14 protein-coding genes and 2 tRNA genes are annotated in these 20064 nt (G+C 35.8%); 13 read left to right on the top strand and 3 right to left on the bottom strand.

Going from position 1 to position 20064, the window contains the following annotated elements:
• Positions 1-55: 55 nt before the first annotated feature.
• Positions 56-2122, bottom strand: coding sequence for a ferrous iron transport protein B (gene feoB, locus DIT68_RS05435; RefSeq protein ID WP_109358807.1), 2067 nt, complete (start codon positions 2120-2122; stop codon positions 56-58).
• A 151-nt stretch (positions 2123-2273) separates the two neighbouring features.
• On the opposite strand from feoB, the gene wecB reads away from it, so the two are divergent.
• Positions 2274-3422, top strand: coding sequence for a non-hydrolyzing UDP-N-acetylglucosamine 2-epimerase (gene wecB, locus DIT68_RS05430; protein ID WP_109358806.1), 1149 nt, complete (start codon positions 2274-2276; stop codon positions 3420-3422).
• 279 nt (positions 3423-3701) lie between these two features.
• Here the strand turns inward: wecB and DIT68_RS05425 are convergent, their stop codons facing one another.
• Positions 3702-4394 carry a TIGR04283 family arsenosugar biosynthesis glycosyltransferase gene (locus tag DIT68_RS05425; protein ID WP_109358805.1) on the bottom strand — a complete coding sequence of 231 codons (693 nt, stop codon included), beginning with the start codon at positions 4392-4394 and terminating at the stop codon, positions 3702-3704.
• Positions 4395-4417: 23 nt separating this feature from the next.
• Here DIT68_RS05425 and DIT68_RS05420 point away from each other — a divergent pair, with 23 nt between their 5' ends.
• The 4 genes from DIT68_RS05420 (at position 4418) to DIT68_RS16675 (ending at position 7740) form a co-directional block, all read left to right on the top strand.
• Complete coding sequence (locus DIT68_RS05420) at positions 4418-5170, top strand: DUF547 domain-containing protein (RefSeq protein WP_109358804.1); 753 nt, start codon at positions 4418-4420, stop codon at positions 5168-5170.
• A gap of 105 nt (positions 5171-5275) precedes the next feature.
• Positions 5276-6562: a polysaccharide deacetylase family protein gene (locus tag DIT68_RS05415; RefSeq protein ID WP_146194128.1), complete on the top strand. Its 1287-nt coding sequence runs from the start codon at positions 5276-5278 to the stop codon at positions 6560-6562.
• A 3-nt stretch (positions 6563-6565) separates the two neighbouring features.
• Complete coding sequence (locus tag DIT68_RS05410) at positions 6566-7510, top strand: GSCFA domain-containing protein (protein ID WP_109358802.1); 945 nt, start codon at positions 6566-6568, stop codon at positions 7508-7510.
• 110 nt (positions 7511-7620) lie between these two features.
• Positions 7621-7740: a T9SS type A sorting domain-containing protein gene (locus DIT68_RS16675; protein WP_109358801.1), complete on the top strand. Its 120-nt coding sequence runs from the start codon at positions 7621-7623 to the stop codon at positions 7738-7740.
• Between the two features lie 325 nt (positions 7741-8065).
• Here the strand turns inward: DIT68_RS16675 and DIT68_RS05400 are convergent, their stop codons facing one another.
• Positions 8066-8605: an RNA methyltransferase gene (locus DIT68_RS05400; RefSeq protein ID WP_109359014.1), complete on the bottom strand. Its 540-nt coding sequence runs from the start codon at positions 8603-8605 to the stop codon at positions 8066-8068.
• 135 nt (positions 8606-8740) lie between these two features.
• On the opposite strand from DIT68_RS05400, the gene mutS reads away from it, so the two are divergent.
• From mutS to DIT68_RS05360, 8 genes are all read left to right on the top strand, one after another.
• On the top strand, positions 8741-11317 hold the full coding sequence (gene mutS, locus DIT68_RS05395; protein WP_233244163.1) for a DNA mismatch repair protein MutS: 2577 nt from the start codon (positions 8741-8743) through the stop codon (positions 11315-11317).
• Positions 11318-11989: 672 nt separating this feature from the next.
• Positions 11990-12694, top strand: a complete 705-nt coding sequence (locus DIT68_RS05390; RefSeq protein ID WP_109358799.1) for a TIGR04282 family arsenosugar biosynthesis glycosyltransferase — start codon at positions 11990-11992, stop codon at positions 12692-12694.
• Positions 12695-12756: 62 nt separating this feature from the next.
• A complete protein-coding gene (locus DIT68_RS05385; protein WP_109358798.1) occupies positions 12757-15954 on the top strand; it encodes a SusC/RagA family TonB-linked outer membrane protein in 3198 nt (1065 codons plus the stop codon).
• Between the two features lie 4 nt (positions 15955-15958).
• Positions 15959-17377: a SusD/RagB family nutrient-binding outer membrane lipoprotein gene (locus DIT68_RS05380; RefSeq protein WP_109359013.1), complete on the top strand. Its 1419-nt coding sequence runs from the start codon at positions 15959-15961 to the stop codon at positions 17375-17377.
• The gene (locus DIT68_RS05375; protein ID WP_109358797.1) at positions 17362-18717 is read left to right on the top strand and encodes an SLC5/6 family protein; all 1356 of its coding nucleotides are present in this window, start codon (positions 17362-17364) and stop codon (positions 18715-18717) included. The genes DIT68_RS05380 and DIT68_RS05375 overlap by 16 nt, the downstream gene beginning before the upstream one ends.
• Before the next feature lie 6 nt (positions 18718-18723).
• Entirely contained in the window at positions 18724-19560 is an 837-nt protein-coding gene (locus DIT68_RS05370) for a metallophosphoesterase family protein (RefSeq protein WP_109358796.1), read from the top strand.
• A gap of 215 nt (positions 19561-19775) precedes the next feature.
• Positions 19776-19848, top strand: a tRNA-Gly gene (locus tag DIT68_RS05365).
• A 19-nt stretch (positions 19849-19867) separates the two neighbouring features.
• Positions 19868-19951, top strand: a tRNA-Leu gene (locus DIT68_RS05360).
• Positions 19952-20064: the final 113 nt, after the last annotated feature.

Below are 20064 nucleotides of genomic sequence, written 5' to 3'. Positions count from 1 at the left end.
CAGCGTTACGATAACAAATGTAAGTTATTTGGATGGATTTACAAATTATCAATCATTAGCTAAATATAGAATAGGTGAGCCACGAAGCCAAATAAGCGATTCCTGTGAACACAACAAACTGAATTGCCACTATTCCCCAGCTGCCAGTTTCTTGTTTAACAATTGCCATTGTGCTCATACATTGCAATGCGAAAACATAGAACATCAATAAGGAGAATGCAGTTGCGTAGGAGAATTTGATGGCTTTTAATCCTTTTTCGTTCTCTTCACCGCCTTCTACACTGTAAATCGTAGACATTGTTCCTACGAAGACCTCTCTTGCGGCAAACGAAGCAACAATTGCAATTCCTATTTTCCAGTCAAATCCTAAAGGTTGAATGACTGGCTCTATGGTTTTTCCCATTATTCCTAGGTAAGAATTTTCTAGTTTTTCACTGCTCATTTTAGTGTACAATGAGTCCGCATAAACATCATTCTCGGCAATTAATGTAGTGTATTTATCTTCGATTTGTTCGAAGCGGTCGCCAGGACCAAAGTAGGAGAGTACCCATAAAACGATGGAGGCAATTAAAATTACTTTACCGGCTTGTAAAACGAAGATTTTTCCTTTGTTGATGGCTGCATTGACAGCGTTTCTTAAGCTAGGAATTTTATAATTTGGTAGTTCTAAAATGAAGCTTCCATCTCCATCTTTTTTACTAAAGATATTAATGACCATTGCTACCATCAAAGCGACTACAAAACCAAGTAGATAAAGTCCCATCATATATAATCCTTGAACGCTAATAAAGCCCCAAACATAATCGTCGGGTGCAATGAAAGACACCAAGAATACATAAACGGGCAATCTTGCAGAACAGGCCATAAGTGGAGTGATGAAGATCGTAATAAAGCGTTCCCTTTTGTTTTCAATTGCACGAGCAGCCATTATTGCAGGAATAGAACAAGCGAATCCTCCAACAAGCGGAATTACAGATTTTCCGTTCATTCCAAAGCGTTTTAAGAGTCCGTCAGTCATGAAGCTTACTCTCGATAAATAACCAGTATCTTCCAAAATGGCTATCAGCGCAAAAAGAATCATAATTTGAGGAACAAAAACAAGAACTCCCGCTAAACCTGCAAAAATTCCATCTGCTATAAAGTCGGCAAACCATGAATCTGGGAGGAGGTTTCCTACCCAAACACCTAAGTCAACGATTCCATCATTGATTAAATCCATAGGGTAGGATGCGAATGTAAAAATCGCTTGGAAAAGGACGAAAAACACTGCCAAGAATATGAAGAATCCCCAAAAAGGATGCGTTACATATTTATCGATTTTATCTGTTTCAGTTCTACGTTTTTCTTTAGATTTCTTGATGTAGAATTGTTCACTGGTTTTGTTTATTGTCGAAACACGCTCACTTATTTCAAGAATCTCCTCTTTTAAGGGTTCAAAATCATTTCTTTTAGAAATCTCTTCTAATTCATTTAATTCTTTTTCTTCTAATAAGGATTTTGCATTATTAATTTGCTTGAACAACATGTATGGAGTAGTTGAAACAAACAAATGCTGTGTATCATCTAAGAGTTTTTCGTGTTTTTCTTTTTTGAAAAGTGATTTTTGAGAAGGTGAAATTTCAGTTGTGGCTAACTCCAATAATTCTTTAATTCCCTTATTTTTTCTTGCTGAAATAGCTGTTGTCGGAACATCAAAATATTCAGAAATCTCTCTGATTTTCAATTGATCTCCGGCTTTCTCCACGATATCCACCATGTTTATGGCCATAATTGCAGGAATTCCAATTTCAATGACTTGAGATGCCAAAAATAAGTTTCTGGCTAAGTTTGTTCCGTCTACAACGATTATAATTAAATCAGGAAAAGCCTCAGATTTCGGATTAAGCAGAATGTCTTGAACTACTTTTTCATCGTCATTTTTAGAGGATAAACTATAAGTTCCTGGTAAGTCGATTAATTCACAAACTTCATCGTTGGGTAGTTTTATCGTTCCTGAACGCTTGTCAACCGTAACTCCAGGATAATTCCCAACCTTTTGATTTAATCCAGTAAGTTGGTTAAACAATGATGTTTTTCCTGAATTAGGATTACCAACCAATGCAATTTTCTTCTTATTTCCCATTATAATGCAAAAATGGTGATTTTTTATTGGTTTGGTAATACCGTTTAAATGGTATTATGGAAATATGTAGCGACACAATGCATTGTGTCGCTACGATGTTTTTCATATTTCCCAAACAAAATCACTATTTTCGCCAATCAAATTACACCAAATGAAGAAAATCATCACTATTATAGGCGCTCGACCACAGATTATCAAATCTGCAGCTTTATCTCGGGCAATAAAAACGAAATATGCAGATCAACTCACAGAAGTTTTGGTCCATACTGGTCAGCATTATGATGAGCAAATGTCGGAGGTGTTTTTTACGGAGCTGGGCTTGTCGAAACCAGACTATAATTTGAATATTGGTTCTGGTGCTCACGGTGCTCAAACCGCTGAAATGATTACCGGTTTAGAAGAACTGCTCACCAAAGAAAAGCCAGATGCTATTGTGGTTTATGGCGATACCAATTCAACCTTAGCAGGCGCAATTGCAGGTTCTAAAATGGGCATTCCAATTGTACATATTGAAGCGGGTTTAAGAAGTTTCAATAAATCTATGCCGGAGGAGATAAACCGCATAATGTGCGACCATGTTTCGACTTTACTTTTTTCACCAACGAAAACAGGGGTTGAGCATTTGAAGAATGAAGGTTTTAAATTAGATAATGTTGCGCCTTTTAATGCTGATAACCCAAAAGTTTATTACAGTGGCGATATTATGTATGACAATAGTCTGTATTTTTCTGAAATTGCTGAGGAGAATTTAACGACACATCAAGAATTAGATTTGCACCACAAACCTTATTTTTTAGCCACAGTTCACAGAGGAGCGAATACCGATCATCCGGAAAAGTTAAAAGCTATTTTTGAAGCATTTTTAGAAATAACAGAGCTTTATCCAGATCATTTAGTTGTTTTGCCTTTGCATCCGAGAACACACAAATGCATGGAAGCACATTTTTCAGAAGAATTTCATCAGAAAATCAAAGACTGTAAACAATTTAAGATTATTCCGCCAATTTCTTTTTTGACGATTATTTCATTGGAGAAGAATTGTCAATTGATTATAACTGACAGCGGAGGACTGCAAAAAGAAGCTTATTTCTTCAAAAAACCTTGTGTGATTTTACGACCAGAAACAGAGTGGGTTGAGATTGTGGAACAAGGAGTTGCTGTAATTGCTGATGCAGATCAGAGCAGAATTGTGAATGGAGTAAAGGATATGTTGGAGCAAAGAGGAGCGGAGTTTCCAAGTTTATATGGCGATGGAAAAGCAGCGGAGTTTATTGCGAGCGAAATTTTGAAGTGGTGTTAGGTATTTACGCACATTGTACGAAGTTACAATGTAGGGACGATTTGTAAACTTAGCGAAGCGATCTCATGACCAAAGGGAGTAATCGTCCTTAACATATACCAAACACCATTCGAATTACCAATTCAATCAAATTTCAACCAAGTTTTATAATTATCTCTGATTTTTTCTGGGGATTTTCCGAGTAAATGTTTCCTTCGGCAGGCTCAGTCAACGGACAATCTTTCGGCGACTAAGCTTATCGAAGGCACCGAGTAAGGTAATTTTCTGTCTTTATTTCAATCAATCAAACTTCAACCAAGTTTTATAATTATCTCTGATTTTTTCTGGGGATTTTCCTAGCATGAAACTCCAATAGCTGTAGAGGTTAACCATGTTGACTTTGAAATAGGAGTTGAGTTTATATTTTCGAGCCGAAACGACCACATTTTTTGGGATTATTCTAAATTTAAACTTTTTTCGAGCTCTCAAAATAAAGTCAAAATCTTCCATAATTATATAATGCTCATCGAAGCCATTCAATTGATTAAAAACATCTTTTGTAACGAATAAAGTTTGATCGCCACCTCTACAAAACATAAAATCGAAGCGCGTCCACCAGGCGTTAAATTTTAGCATGATTGCATTTTTATCAAACACAAAACGATAGCATCCAAATTCATACTCTTTTTGTAAAGCAATTTCTATATCGGCTTCAAAAGTTTGTGGTGGCAATACATCTGCATGAATAAAATAAAGAAGTTCTCCCGTGGCCTTTTTTGCACCTTCATTCAATTGATATGCCCGAGATGCTTTTTTTGTTTCTATTAAATTAACATTCTCAAACCTTTTTACCAATGCTATTGTTTTATCTTTACTACCGCCGTCCACAACGATGATTTCTGAATCAGACAAAGCGTTTTTAGTAAGGAATTCTAATAAATGAGAAATTTTCTCTTCTTCGTTCAGCGTTGGAATGATAATTGAATGTTTCATTATCGCAAATTTAAAACACTTATATGTTTATATTTAAAATATTACCGTTTTTCTTTCTATTAACTATTTCAACAGGTGCTTTTGCTCAGTCAGGAAATTCCTTTCATCAACATACTAAATGGGATAAACTCACGAAAAAGCATGTAAGTGACAAAGGGTTTGTGGATTACAAAGGGTTTATCAAAGACTCTACAGAATTAAATTCTTATTTGAAAGATTTAGCAGATAATCATCCAAATGATAAATGGACTTCTGGTGAAAAGAAAGCTTATTGGATCAATGCTTACAATGCATTTACTATTCAATTAATTATTCGTAATTATCCAGTAAAATCTATTCAAGATTTAGGAGGTTCTGTTTATCGTATAAATACAACTTGGGACATAAAATTTATTCATTTAGGCGATGAAACTTATGATTTGAACAATATCGAACACAATATTCTAAGAAAAGATTGGGATGATGCCAGAGTTCATGCCGTTGTAAATTGCGCTTCCGTTTCTTGTCCAGCTTTGCGAAAAGGAGCGTTTATGGGAGATAAAGTAGAACAGCAAATGGACGAACAAATGATGAGTTTTATTAATGATAAAACGAAAAATACAATTACTGAAAATAAAGCAGAAGTTTCTTCTTTGTTTAAGTGGTTCTCTGGAGATTTTAAAAACAATGCACCATCCGTAATTGCATATATCAACAAATATTCAAAGGTGAAAATTAAGCCAGGAACTGATCTTACTTATAAAGATTATGATTGGGGTTTGAATGATGCGAAATAGTTAGGATGTTTTTTTTTCGTAGAGGCACAATGCATTGTGCCTCTACGAAAAAAATATCAACCCAAAGATCTCTCATATTTCAAAAAATAAGTAGATTAGCATAATATGATGCTTACGATTTACGCAGATCAAATTACCAGACGATTGACCTATACGATGTCTCTGATATTCGAGGATAGAAATATCGAATACCAATTGCTGAATGATGTCAAAAGTTTTAAGGATGCACCTTTACCAAAATTGGCTTATTCTGAGGATAGGGTGTTTGATGAAGATGCAACGCTTTATCCTTCTACAATTCTTTTTGAAGAGGAAATCATAAGTCATTTGGTTGACAAGACGGAATGGAATGGTGAGGAAATATTGAGCATTGACGGAATTCCAGATGTTATAGGAAGTATTTTTTATGTTATTTCTTTATATGATGATTTTACCAATGAAGAAACAGATGAACACGATAGAAATATAGGGTCGAAATCTTTGCTCTACAAGATGAAATGGCTAAATAAACTTGTCGTTGAGCGTTGGTCAGAGCTTTTTATTTCATTCATTGAAACACAAAATGCTTGCACTTTGAATCCAAAAGAAATTCCATTTAATATTATTCCTTCTTTCGATATAGATAATGTTTATGCTTATCGTTTGAAAAAAGGATGGCGAAAATACATGAGTATAGCGAAAGATCTTTTGAAATATGACAAATTTCGACTGAAAGAACGAAAAGAGGTGTTGGCCGGATTTAAAAAAGACCCTTACGATACTTACGAAATCATTGAAGGGATTGCCAACAGCGGTTTTGATGTAAAAGTGTTTTGGTTATTAGGAGAATACAGCACCTATGACCGAAATGTAGATTACGAGAATGAAAATCACCGAAGGTTAATTTCAGAAGTAAATGAATATGCAGATGTTGGTTTGCATCCTAGCTATCAATCCAATAAATCTAGGGTTGTTTTGCGAGATGAAAAAGCGAGAATAGAAGATATTTTAGGTGAAGAAATAAGCAGCACTCGGCAACATTTTTTGAAGGTAAAACTTCCCTATACATTTGAGGATTTAGAGAAAGTTGGATTTACTGATGATTATTCTTTAGGCTACGCAGATCAAATTGGGTTTAGAGCAGGAATCGCTCGACCATTTACTTGGTTTAATTTAAAGGAAAATCGACCTTCTAAATTAAGATTACATCCTATTTCTTACATGGATGGAACATTGAATGAATACATGGAATTGAATGTTGAAGAAGCAATTAAAGTCGTGAAGAATCTCAAAAAAGAAGTGCGAATTTACGGTGGGAATTTCGTTGCGCTTTGGCATAATGAAACCATTGGAAATAACGGAAAATGGAAAAATTGGAGTCGAGTTTTGGAGGAAACGCTTAAAAAGGATTAGTTCATGCGAAAAACGAAAGTTGAAATTCCACACCAAAATCTAATTGATTATCGAAATCAGTATCACTTTTTAGGAAGCTGTTTTTCAGAACATTTATCCAATAAAATGTCAAAATCTGGTTTTAGCATTCACTCAAATCCTTTCGGAGTGGTTTTTAACCCTATTTCTCTGGCAGACTTTCTACTGATAAGCGATGAAGAATTAAAAAATTCAGTTTTCGAAAAAGATGGAGTGGCGCTTTCATGGTTGGCGAACAGCACTTGTTTTGCCTATGAAAGTCAAAAGTTAAAATCTAAACTTCTTGAATTAAGAAAGTCATTTTTAGATTCTTTGTCGATTTCGAAAATACTTTTTGTGACTTTTGGAACGGCTTGGGTGTATGAAAGAAAATCTTCAAATCAAATTGTTGCGAATTGTCATAAAGCTCCTAATTCTGAATTTAGAAAGCGTTTATTGACAGTAGAAGAAATCACCAAGAAATGGAGTGAAGTCATTGAGAAATTAAAAGGCGAAAGTGCTATTAAAATCATTTTCACGGTGAGTCCAGTTCGGCATTCCAAGGACGGTTTAGTTGAAAACTCGAGAAGCAAGGCTGTTTTGCTAAATACAATTCATGAATTAAATGACAAATATTCAAATGTAGATTATTTCCCAGCCTATGAATTGGTGCTCGACGAACTGCGAGATTATGCCTATTTCAAAAAAGACGGAGTTCACCCAAACGAAATAGCTATTGATGAAATTTGGAGTCGGTTTAAGGAAACTTATTTTACAGGGGAAACTGCTAAAATTCACCAAGAATATGAAAAATTAAGAATGATGTTTGAACACAAGCCTTTGCATTCGGAGTCTGAAGCGTCGAAGGCTTTTGAGGTGAATCGAGAGAAGAGGTTGGAGGAATTTAGCGGGAAATATCCAAGTGTGAAGGTTTTTAGAAATAAGCCATAATTTTGCGCAGTAGGCTCAAAACTTGCTACTTATTGCAAATGATTCTCAAACAAAAATTTTAAAGATTAATATTTTTTCATTAGTTTGGTGGAAACTAAACACTTCTTGTTATGAAAAAAGTTAATTCAAAAACAACAACTTTAGACATCAGTTCGTTACCAAAAGGAAACTATGTTGTTAAATTAGCTACAAAAAACTCTATTGGCCATTCAAAACTAGTTAAGCTATAGTATTAGAATTAATAGAATAAGATTTCAAGCGAAGATTTCCAAGTTTTAACCGCAGGGGGCGCTAAGGTTTTCGCGGAGGTCGCAGAGTTGTAATACTCATTTTTTTCTTTGTGTCCTTTGCGAAAACCTCACATTCGACCTGCTTAGTTCATCGCCTTTATTTCTGTGTAAAACCAAGTGCCGCAGGCGCTTAGACTTTTAAGTGTAATGTTACTTTTTTTATTCTTCTCTGTGACCCTCTGTGAAAAACCTCCTTTATCTCCGTGTAAAAACCAAGTGCCGCAGGCGCTCTTTGCGAAACTTTGCTTCTCTGCGAAACTCAGCGTTATTCTTCTGACCCTATCACCCGCACAAACTCCCAAAGCACCACCCCAGCACAAACACTAACATTCAAACTGTGCTTCGTACCAAACTGTGGAATCTCCAACACCACATCCGCAATATCAATAATTTCCTGTTGCACGCCATCCACTTCATTTCCAAAAACCAAGACGTGTTTTTCATCTGTTTTTATATCTAACTCTTGCAACAATTGTGTTTCTTCCGCTTGTTCAACCGTGTAAACTTTAAAACCTTCTTTTTGATAATTTTTCAATAAATCAACCAAGTTTTCATGGTGTTCCCAATCAATGGATTCCGTAGCACCCAAAGCTGTTTTTTGAATTTCACGATGCGGGGGTTGAGCCGTAATTCCACCAAGAATGATTTTAGAAACATTAAATGCATCGGCCGTTCTGAAAAAAGTTCCCACATTGGCCAAACTTCTAATATTGTCGAGTACCACAACAAGTGGAAACTTCTCTTTTTCTTTAAACTCTTCGACTGTCGGGCGATTTAATTCCCAAAGTTTTAATTTTCTGTTCATAAGTATTGAAAACTGGAACGGTGTAATCATTGGACTCTCCAACGAAAAATGTATGTTTACAGATTGCAAATAAACACAAACATTTTCATTTTGGCGAATACAAAGACACAAAAAAAACCGGCAGAAACTCCTCTGATGAAACAATATAATCAGATCAAGTCGAAACATCCAACGGCAATGTTGTTATTTCGTGTGGGAGATTTTTACGAAACCTTTGGAGAAGACGCAATAAAAGCTTCTCGTATTTTAGGAATTGTCTTAACCAAAAGAAAAAATGGAAGTGCAACTCATATCGAATTGGCTGGATTTCCACATCATTCGCTACAAACTTATTTACCGAAATTGGTACGTGCAGGAGAAAGAGTTGCCATTTGTGATCAGTTGGAAGATCCAAAATTGACCAAAACAATTGTAAAACGTGGTGTTACAGAATTAGTAACTCCAGGAGTTGCGATGAACGACCAAGTTTTAGAACATAATAAGAATAATTTCTTGGCTTCCATTTTCCTTGGGAAAAAAGAACATGGTGTTGCATTTTTAGATATTTCCACAGGAGAATTCTTGATAGCGCAAGGAGATTCAGAATATATCGACAAACTAATGCAGGGCTTTGAACCGAGTGAAGTATTGTATTGTCGTCAACAAGATCAAAAGTTTAAAGATTTATTTGGTGAAAGATTTTACACATTCCGTCAAGAAGATTGGGTGTTTACAGAAGATTTTGGGCGAGAATCACTAAACAAGCATTTCCAAACAAAAAACTTGAAGGGATTCGGTGTGGAAGAAATGACAGAAGGATTGATTGCCGCTGGTTCTATTCTTCAATATATTTCTGAAGCTCAGCATAAAGAACTGGGGCATATTTCAAAAATTAGTCGCATTGAAGAAGATAAATACGTTTGGCTAGACCGTTTCACCACTAGAAATCTTGAATTGATTAATTCTCCACATGAAAACGGAGCAACTTTATTGTCGGTTTTAGACAAAACGGTTACTCCAATGGGAGGTAGAATGATGAAAAGGTGGATGGTTCTGCCTTTGAAAGATTTAAAAGCTATTGAAGCCAGATTAGATGCAGTTGATGCTTTACAAACCAATGAAGACGTAGCTTTTGAGTTGAGTCAGCGTTTGAGTAATATCTACGATTTAGAACGCTTGGCTTCGAAAATTGCAGTAGGAAAAGTGAATCCAAAAGAGGTGAATCAGCTGAAAAACACTTTGCTTGAAATAGAGCCGATTCAAAAACTATTAAAAAGTACCGATTCAAAAGCATTATTGAGTATTGCCGATCGTATGAATCCTTGCGAACAATTGATTGCTTTGATTAGCGAACAATTGGATGAAGATGCTGCAATTCAAGTAGGAAAAGGAAAGGTAATTGCGGATGGATTTAATGATGAATTAGACGAACTGCGTAAACTTTCAAATTCAGGTCGAACATTTTTGGAAGATTTACAAAAAAGAGAAGCTGAAAGAACAGGAATTCCAAGTTTAAAAGTAGCCTTTAACAATGTCTTTGGCTATTATTTGGAAGTAAGAAATACACACAAAGATAAAGTTCCAGAAGAGTGGATTCGTAAGCAAACCTTGGTGAGTGCAGAACGCTATATTACGGAGGAATTAAAAGAATACGAAACCAAAATTTTAGGCGCTGAAGAGAAAATTGATGTCATAGAAAGAAAACTGTTTTTAGAACTAATTTTATCCATGGCAGATTATATTACACCCATTCAATTCAATGCATTTTTGATTGGACAATTGGATTGTTTCTCCTCTTTTTCGAAAGTTTCAAAAGCCAATAATTACAATCGACCTGAGTTAAATGAAGGCTTTTCAATCGATATTAAAGATGGTCGTCATCCCGTAATTGAAAAGCAAATGGGAGTAGGAGAAGACTACATTGCGAATGATGTTTATTTGGACAATGAAACACAGCAAATCATCATGATTACTGGTCCAAATATGTCGGGTAAAAGTGCAATTCTTCGTCAAACCGCCTTGATTTCTCTCATGGCGCAAATGGGTTGTTTTGTTCCTGCGAAATCTGCGAAATTGGGATTGGTAGACAAAGTTTTTACGAGAGTAGGGGCTTCAGATAACATTTCTTCAGGTGAATCTACTTTCATGGTAGAGATGAACGAAACAGCAAGTATTTTGAACAACCTTTCCCCTAGAAGTTTGGTTTTATTGGACGAAATTGGCCGTGGAACAAGTACTTATGATGGAATTTCAATCGCTTGGGCAATTGCAGAATACATTCACCAACATCCAAAAGCCAAGTGTAAAACTTTATTCGCAACGCATTACCACGAGTTAAACGAAATGACGAATAAATTTCCAAGAATTAAGAATTACACCGTTTCTGTAAAGGAAGTCGGTACCAAAATTCTATTCTTGAGAAAATTGATAGAAGGAGGAAGCGAGCACAGTTTTGGTATTCACGTAGCAAAACTAGCAGGAATGCCAAATCCAGTAATCGAGAGAGCCTCAAAAATGCTGAAAGAATTAGAAGCTTCTAATCGAGGTTCAGAAAGAGAAAAAGTAAAAGAAGCGGGAAATTCAGCCGACATGCAATTGAGTTTTTTCCAATTAGATGATCCAATTTTAGTAAGTATTCGAGATGAGGTAGCAGATATGGATATTGATACTTTAACACCTGTTGAAGCGCTTTTTAAATTAAATGAAATTAAGAAGAAGGTGGGGAAGGGATAGGTAATTACGAATTGGAGAATTACGAATTACGAATTCGTGGTGTAATTATGAATTATGAACGATGAGTGTTGAATTCGTGGGATGAATTGATGATTCGTGGTGGTGTTCAATCAATAATAAGGATTTTGGTTCGGAGGAGGCCGTAGGGACGAATTGCATTCGTCCGTAACACTGATTTTTGCCTTCTAACACTATTGAGCTTGTCATCCTGATTTGAAAAGAAAATATTTGAATGAATATAGCATGGAACTTAAAAAAAAACACGAAGTAGCAGCGAAGCTAATTTCATGTTGCAAAGCATTCGCATTGGAATTCCATTGATTTTGTTAATTACCTTGTCTATTTTTTTTATAAGCTTCTAGAATTTTTTTAAAAAAAGCTTTAAAATTCTTCTTCTGCGATAAATTGCAATTTTTTTTGTAAATTATCTAAAGCAATGGTTGTATAGCCGTTCTATAATTATTAGTTGTTCGATAAATGTCAATTTTTTGTAAGTATTCCATCCAAAAAACTATTTCTTTAATTCAGAAATTCAACATCAAATAGTTTGTCCATAAAAAGACGAAAATAGATTAAATCCGATAATGAAAATGTCTACAGTAATAAAAAGTTTAATTCTACATGAAAAAGTGTTAATTTTATCTCCCTGTTACTGAAAACTATAGTACACAATTGAGGGATATAAATAAAATAGCGGTTTTACTTTTTGTGCGTAATGCGTATGAAGAATCGAAATACAAACAACTCGTTAAAGGGGAAAGCAGTAAAAACGTACTACTATTTAAATATCTTAACAAGAGAATTGTTAATACAGTTAAGCAAACAAATTACGATTATTTTGTCATTGATTGCACCAATCAGCATGGAGATTCGTTTGCTGAAAGATTTAAAAATGCTTTTAAATCAATTTTCGAACAGGGCTATGATGCCGTGATTAGTTTAGGAAATGATACTCCTCAAGTTTCTAGCGATACAATTCACGAAGTTGTTCATCAATTTAAAAATCATGATGTCGTTGTTGGGAAAACGAATCTTGGAGGAGCCTATACCATTGGGTTAACAAAATATGCATTTTCTAAATGTTCATTCGAATCCGTTGATTGGAGTACAAGTCATGTGGTAGAATCGATTGAAAAACGCGCTATTTTCCAAGGAAGTAGTTATGTTCAGTTAGCAACGGTTTATACGGAACTGAACACACATTCCGATTTGAAATTATTTATTCAACTACTTATTGAAAAGGAGATAAGCCTTGTTGAAGATTATTTCTTCTTGGGATTAATACCTCCTGTAAATCACCACTATAATTACCGACAGTTAAAAATGAACGCCCTTCAAATTGGCGTGACTGAAATTAGGGGTTCACCTGCTGCATAGCATTTGCTCTTTCCGAATTTATCGGAAACTAATTCAAAATTTTTTAACTAAAACAAATCGAAATGAAATTTTTCATAACGGTCGTCTTGTTGACGGTCGGACTAACTGTTTTGTCGCAAAAGACAATTCAAGGTGTGGTATTCAATCAAAAAAATGAAGCTGTTCCTTACGTAAAAGTAAAAATAATAGGTAAAAATCAAGGAACGCAAACTGATGCCAATGGTGCTTTTCAGTTGCTTGTAAATGCTTCAGATTCTATTCAGTTTTCTGGGCTAGGGTATAAAAGTCAATCATTTTCTGTTCAAAATAAAATTGATTGGACAATTACTTTAGTCTCTTCTATAAATGAACTTGATGAGGTGGTTGTAACCGCATTGGGTTTAAAAAGAAACAAAAGAGACTTGGGGTATGCCATTCAATCTTTAAAAGGTGAAGAAATAACTGAAGTTCGCCATCCAAATTTAGTCAATTCTTTAGCCGGGCGAGTGGCTGGAGTGCAAACCACAAGCGGTTCATCTGGAGTGGGTTCTTCTTCTCGCATAATTATTCGTGGCGAAACTTCCCTTTCTGGTAATAATCAGCCACTTTTTGTCGTAGATGGAGTTCCGGTGAGTAATGAATTCATTGCCAATAACACAGAAAACTTAGAATCAGGTTTCCACGAAGTTGATTATGGAAATGGCATGGGTGATTTTAGTGCCGACGATATTGAATCTATCAATGTGTTAAAAGGCCCAAGTGCCGCTGCTTTGTACGGCTCTCGTGCTGCGGGTGGAGTTATCATCATTGAAACGAAAGAAGGAAAACGAAGCCAGGGAATTGGTGTAAGTATCAACTCTAGTGTGACTTTTGACCAAATTGCCTTTTTACCCGAATTTCAAAATACTTATGGACAAGGTTCAGGTGGGAAATTCGCCTACGAAGACGGTCTTGGTGGTGGAATTGGTGATGGCGGCCTAGTGAGTTTTGGCCCTGAAATGAATGGACAACTCATAACTCAGTACGATGGTCCGTCTTATGATAATGACGGAAATCCACTACGCGGTGGAGATGTGATTGCAAGAAATGGAAATCCAATTACTGCAACTCCATGGACGAAAAACCCAGATAATGTCAGGGACTTTTTCGAAACTGGAGTAACGAGTCAGCAAAACATTGCTTTATCTGGAGCCAATGAAAGTGGAAGTTTCCGCTTGTCTTATACGCGTTTAGATAATCAAGGAACTTTACCCAATTCAGATTTTAAGAGAAATAATGTTGCTTTTACAAGTACTTATAATTTTTCACCAAGATTGAGTATTCGAACTCACGCTACTTTTATTAATTCTTCGTCAAATCACCGACCTGGCTTAGGATATGGAAGTGAAAATGTGATGTATTCTTTTCTTTGGATGGGAAGACAAGTCGATTTAACCGCAGCGGAGGATTATTGGCAAGCAGGACAAGAAGGCTTCCAACAATTCAATTATAATACGCAATGGCTGGATAATCCATATTTTAATGTATATGAAAACCGCAATGGATTCGAGAAAAATCGTTTGTTAGGAAACGCCATTTTGAAGTACGAAATTTCAGAACATTGGAATATTCGTTTTCGTTCAGGAATTGACACTTATGCCGATTTAAGAACTTCTCAAAGAGCATTCAGTACGCAACGATTTAAAAATGGAGCCTACCGAGAAGATGATGTTTCGTTTACAGAAATGAATACGGATTTAATGTTGGGCTATGAAAATAAATTTGGAGAAAAATTGACTTTCAACGCAGCCATTGGAGCAAATAATTTTACTCAAGAAACGAAGTATAAAAGCTTGTTAGCGGGAGAATTATCTGTTCCGGGAGTCTATAATTTTGAAAATTCTAAAATTGGTCTAAAAGCTTCACAATTTAATTCTCAAAAGCAAATTAACTCGGTTTACGGACTTACAGGAATTGGATTTGATAGGTTTTTGTTTTTGGATTTAACGGTGAGAAATGACTGGTCAACAACTTTGCCCGTTGAAAATAACTCTTTCGCTTATTATTCAGTGAATGGAGCTTTTGTATTTTCTGAGAAATTAGACTTGCCAGAGTGGTTTTCTTACGGAAAATTAAGAGCAAGTACCTCAAGCGTAGGTTCAGATACAGGACCATTTCAACTGAGAAACACTTATGCATTCAACCAAAACTATGGTAGCTATCCATTATTAACGAACGGTTCTACTTTATTGAATGAAAATTTGAAACCAGAGCGCATCAATGCATTGGAAGCAGGAGTTGAATTGTATTTCTTCAATGAACGCTTGGGACTGGATTTGACAGTTTATCAAAACACAGCAAAAGACCAAATTATTACTTTGCCTACCTCTTCGGCAAGTGGATATTCTGGTCAAGTGGTGAACGGAGGGGAAATCCAAAGTAAAGGAATTGAAATCATGTTGACAGGAACTGTTGTTAAAAGCGAAAACTTTACATGGACTTCTTTCGCTAATTTTAGTAAAGGAGCGAGTTATGTGACAGAGTTACCTGAAGGAATTGACCAATACACAACAGGCTTTGCGCGATTATACACAACTGCAGAAAACACAATTTTTTATATTGCAGATGCTAAAAATGGCGGAAAAATTGGCGATATGTACGGAACAGGATTCATGAAAACAGAAGAAGGACGTATTATTTATGGAACAAATGGTTTACCTGTCCGCGATAATGAGTTGCGTTATTTAGGAAACTATAATCCAGATTTTATTGTAGGTTTCGGAAATCGATTTGAGTACAAAGGATTTACTTTAAATGTACTTTTAGATTGGCGTCAAGGTGGAGAGATTATCTCTAGAACAAAAGCTGTAGGCTCAACTTCAGGAGTTTTGGCAGAAACTATCGACGGAAGAGAAGAAGGAATTATTGGAGATGGTGTGGTGAATGTAGGAACAGAAAGTAATCCAGTTTACGAAGAAAACACCACTTCAGTTTCAGCAGCAGAATACTACAATCAATTCTATAACCGAGCAAATGAAGAAAGTTCAGTTTACGATGCTTCTTATTTAAAAATCAGAGAAATCGGATTGTCTTATACCTTTCCTAATAGATGGGTTTCAAAATTCAATATCGAAGAATTCAAAATTGGAATTACGGCAAGAAATTTATTTACTTGGACAGAAAATCCGCACTTTGACCCTGAGTTAAGCGCTATGCAAGGAACTTCTCAAATTTATGGAGTAGAGGATTTATCTTATCCTTCTTCAAGAAGTTATGGAATCAATATTCAATTCAAATTTTAAGACCATGAAAAAATTCATAATATTTACACTCATTTCTTTCCTTGTCATAGGATGTAAGAAATTTGACCAAGCCAATATCAATCAAAATGCGCCAGAGAATGTAAATCCGCAATTTCTGTTGTCGAATGTACTTTCAGAAGCTTCAAATAATCAGGCATATTGGGGATGGCATGCAGGAAGTTTATTGGCTCAGCATTCTTCAAATTTGGAGTTTTTACCTGTTGATAGATATAATTTAGGTTCAAATGAAGGTCTGTGGACAGCAACTTACCGTTTGATGAAAGATTTAACGGATATTAAAAATAGCGAACAAGGAAATGACGCTTATTCCGCTGTTGCCGATGTTTTGATTGCGCATCAAGCCAGTTTGTTGACAGATTTATGGACGAATGTTCCTTACTTTGAAGCTTTAAAAGGTCAAAGTGAAGGAAACTTTACGCCAGCTTTCGACAAACAAGAGGCTATTTACACTGCGGATGGAGGAATTCTAGATTTACTTGAAAAAGCCGTAAATACACTTCAATCGACATCTGATAAAATTGATGGAGACATTATGTATCAAGGGAATTTAAATCAATGGATTGCTTTTGCCAATAGTTTGCGCATTCGTTATTTATTGCGCATAAGTGGAAAAGTAGATGTTTCGACTGAAATGCAGAATATAGTTGATGGTGGAATGATTTTTCAGAGTGGAATGCAAGAAGCAGTGGTTCCCTATTTATCAGCTTCACCAAATCAATGGGTGATTTTCACGGAAAGAGAAGGGCGCTATGTTGATGTGAGAATGAGTAAAACCGCGGAAGATATTCTGACTCCTTTGAATGACCCAAGATTGTCACATTATTATAAGCCAACTGTAAATTCCACACCTGGAAATGAAGAATACAACGGTATTCCAAATGGATTGAGCAGACAAAGTCAGAATAGTTTTGATTTAAGCGATGTTTCTCTATTGGGAAGTTATTTAAGAGATGAGCCAGATGCTGTAAAAGCGGCATTTATGACTTATTCAGAATTGCAATTTTGTTTGGCAGAGGCAGCACATAAAGGAATTATTTCTGGATCAGCTTCGATGTATTATGAGAATGGAATTCAAGCTTCTTTTACTCATTTAGGCTTAACAATGCCAAGTGGATATTTGTCTCAAGTTGAAGTGCCATTGGGCGGAGGAACAGATTTGGAGAAAATCCTGACACAGAAATGGATTGCCTCATTTATGAATGGCTATGAAGCATGGTTTGATTTCAGAAGAACAGGATTTCCAGTTTTGCCGATTCCACAAGACAATTTGAATAATGATGTTTTTCCCGTGAGATATGCATATCCATCGACTGAACAAGCGGTGAATGGAGCAAATTACTCCGAAGCTGTTGGAGCCATTGGTGGAGACAATTATAATAGTAAAGGATGGTGGGAGCAGTAATAGAAAATTTTAAATTTTGGCAATGGACACTGGTTATCGCAACCAGTGTCTTGCTCATAATCTTGTCTCCATGGGCAAAAGATGCAAAACAGTTTTTTGCTGCAAATTCGAAAGGAAAATCACCCAATATTGGAATGTTGACAGGGAGTTTGGTTATTTCTTGGGTGTTTGCCAAGTCAATTGCCGTAGCTTCAGATTTAGGTTTTGAACATGGTTTTACTGGTGGATTGGCCTATGCTTCTTACTACGCTTCGTTTTTGGTTGCTGGCGTTATTATTTACAGAATGCGAACAAAAGGAGGAATCACCAGTATTCATTCTTTTCTAAGTAAAAAGTTTGGTCGACAGGCACTGCAATTGTTCTCGGTGGTCATCGCCATTCGCTTATTCAATGAAGTTTGGTCGAATACGATGGTGATTGGCTATTTTTTTGGAGAATACGGTACAGCCCCATTTTATTCTTCGGTGATTGTTTTCACTGGTTTAACGCTAATCTATTCTCTAAAAGGCGGGTTGAGCAGTTCCATCTTTTCTGATTTAATTCAAATTGGATTATTTGGAATTTTAATGATATCAATTTTAGTTATTTTCAATGGACAAAGTCAATCAACAATTAGAGAAGTAATCAGAGAGGGAGATTTCTCTTTCGACAATGGAGTTAATTTAATTTTGGTTGGTCTTCTTCACAGTTTTTCTTATCCATTCCATGATCCAGTGATGACAGATAGAGGGTTTATCAGTAAACCAAAAACAACTTTGTGGAGTTTTATTTTCGCAGGAATACTTGGCGGATTATTAATTTTCGCATTCAGTTTAGTTGGGATTTTTGGTCGTTTAAACGGAGCCGAATCGAGTGATTTAACAACATTTGGTACTCTGTTTGGTCCAGTGATGTTATTGCTAATCAATTTCATTATGATTGTTTCCGCTTCTTCAACTTTAGACTCTTCATTTTCTTCAGCATCGAAATTAATAGCTGTAGATTTAAAAAGAGGAGCAACTTTAAAAGTAGGGCGCTGGGCCATGTTTATCTTTGCAATGGCAGGTTCAATTCCATTGTTTTTCGACCCGAAAATTCTTTCAGCAACAACTATTAGTGGGGTTATGGTAATTGGATTGACACCAATTTTTCTTTTTTGGAGAACTCCAGCTCCTAAAATTAGTTACTTCCTTAGCGTTGGAGTAGGAATCCTTTTCGGAATTATGACGGCACTAAACCTTTTTCCAGATGAAATGTTTTTCACAAGCGGTCCTTATAACGACTTGCTTTGGATCACAATATTTGCTTTATTGATGTGTTTTATTGTTTACTTTGTCCCGAAATGGCTAAAATTCAAATAGTTTAAAATGGAATCCTCTCATTTACACCTCTTTTTTGGAGGTTCTTATAGTAATATTGATGCATTAGAAGCATTAAAGAGTGAAGCTGAAAAACTTCATATTCCTGCGCATAATGTCTACCACACAGGAGATGTTGTTGGATATTGCGCTTTCCCTAACGAAACAGTGAACGCTATCAGAGAATGGGGGATTAATGTCATCGCTGGAAATGTTGAAGTTCAATTGCGTGAAGGAGAAGAAAATTGTGGTTGTAATTTCGAGGAAGGTTCGCGCTGTTCTGACTTTTCTACTTTATGGTATCCGTATGCTAAAATGCATGTGGATAAATCGAATATTGAATGGATGAAAACATTAAAAAACCATCAGATTATAGAAATTGATGGATTAAGAATAGGAATAATCCATGGAGGCTTTGAGGACATTTCAGAATTCATTTTTAGGAGCACATCTAATTCAAGAAAAGAGGAAATCATTAATAAACTCGGAGTTGATGTTGTTGTAGCTGGCCATTGTGGATTGCCATTTATGCAGCAGTTGGAAAATGGACATTGGATTAATCCAGGAGTGATTGGAATGCCAGCGAATGATGGGACAACGAGAGTTTGGTATGCTATTTACAATTCAGAAACAAAAACTTTCACTTCTCATGCATTAAGCTACGATGCTGAAAAAGCCAGTCAAGAGATGCTGAACAGTAAACTTCCAAATGAGTATGCCAAAACACTTGTAGACGGTTTGTGGGATAATTGTGAGATATTACCAAGTGAAGAAACAAAAATGCAAGGCAAGCATTTAATGGCGGAAGAATTGAAAATTACTACAAAAACAGTGAATCAAATTTGAAAAAGAAGTTTTTTTGCAATTGTTTAGTTTTTATGTAGTTGAAGTAAGTTGTGAATTTTTTTTAAAATTAATTAAGTTTTAATTGGTGTTAAGAAATAAAAAGTGCTTATATTTGCACTCGCAAAAGGATAACGATTCTTTTAAAACATTGAAACAATAACAAATTTAACGAAGCTAACTTTTCTATGTAAAAATAGAAAGTTATCTCGATATAAGCGAGAGTAGCTCAGCTGGTAGAGCACAACCTTGCCAAGGTTGGGGTCGCGGGTTCGAATCCCGTCTCCCGCTCGTAAAAAATAACTGTCCTGCCCGGATGGTGGAATTGGTAGACACGCCGGACTTAAAATCCTGTGCTCTTTGGGGCGTGCGGGTTCAAGTCCCGCTCCGGGTACAAAAAATCCTTGTAGTTTTTAACTGCAAGGATTTTTTCGTTTAAGAGCTTTTGATTTTTTTAATATAAAAACCAAAAAAAATGGCGACTGTTTATATTTTTAACGGTTAACT

Source organism: Brumimicrobium oceani, assembly GCF_003143775.1.
GTDB lineage: Bacteria > Bacteroidota > Bacteroidia > Flavobacteriales_D > Crocinitomicaceae > Brumimicrobium > Brumimicrobium oceani.
Note: the sequence above shows the minus strand (reverse complement) of the source record. Positions and strands in the feature narration are given on the sequence as shown.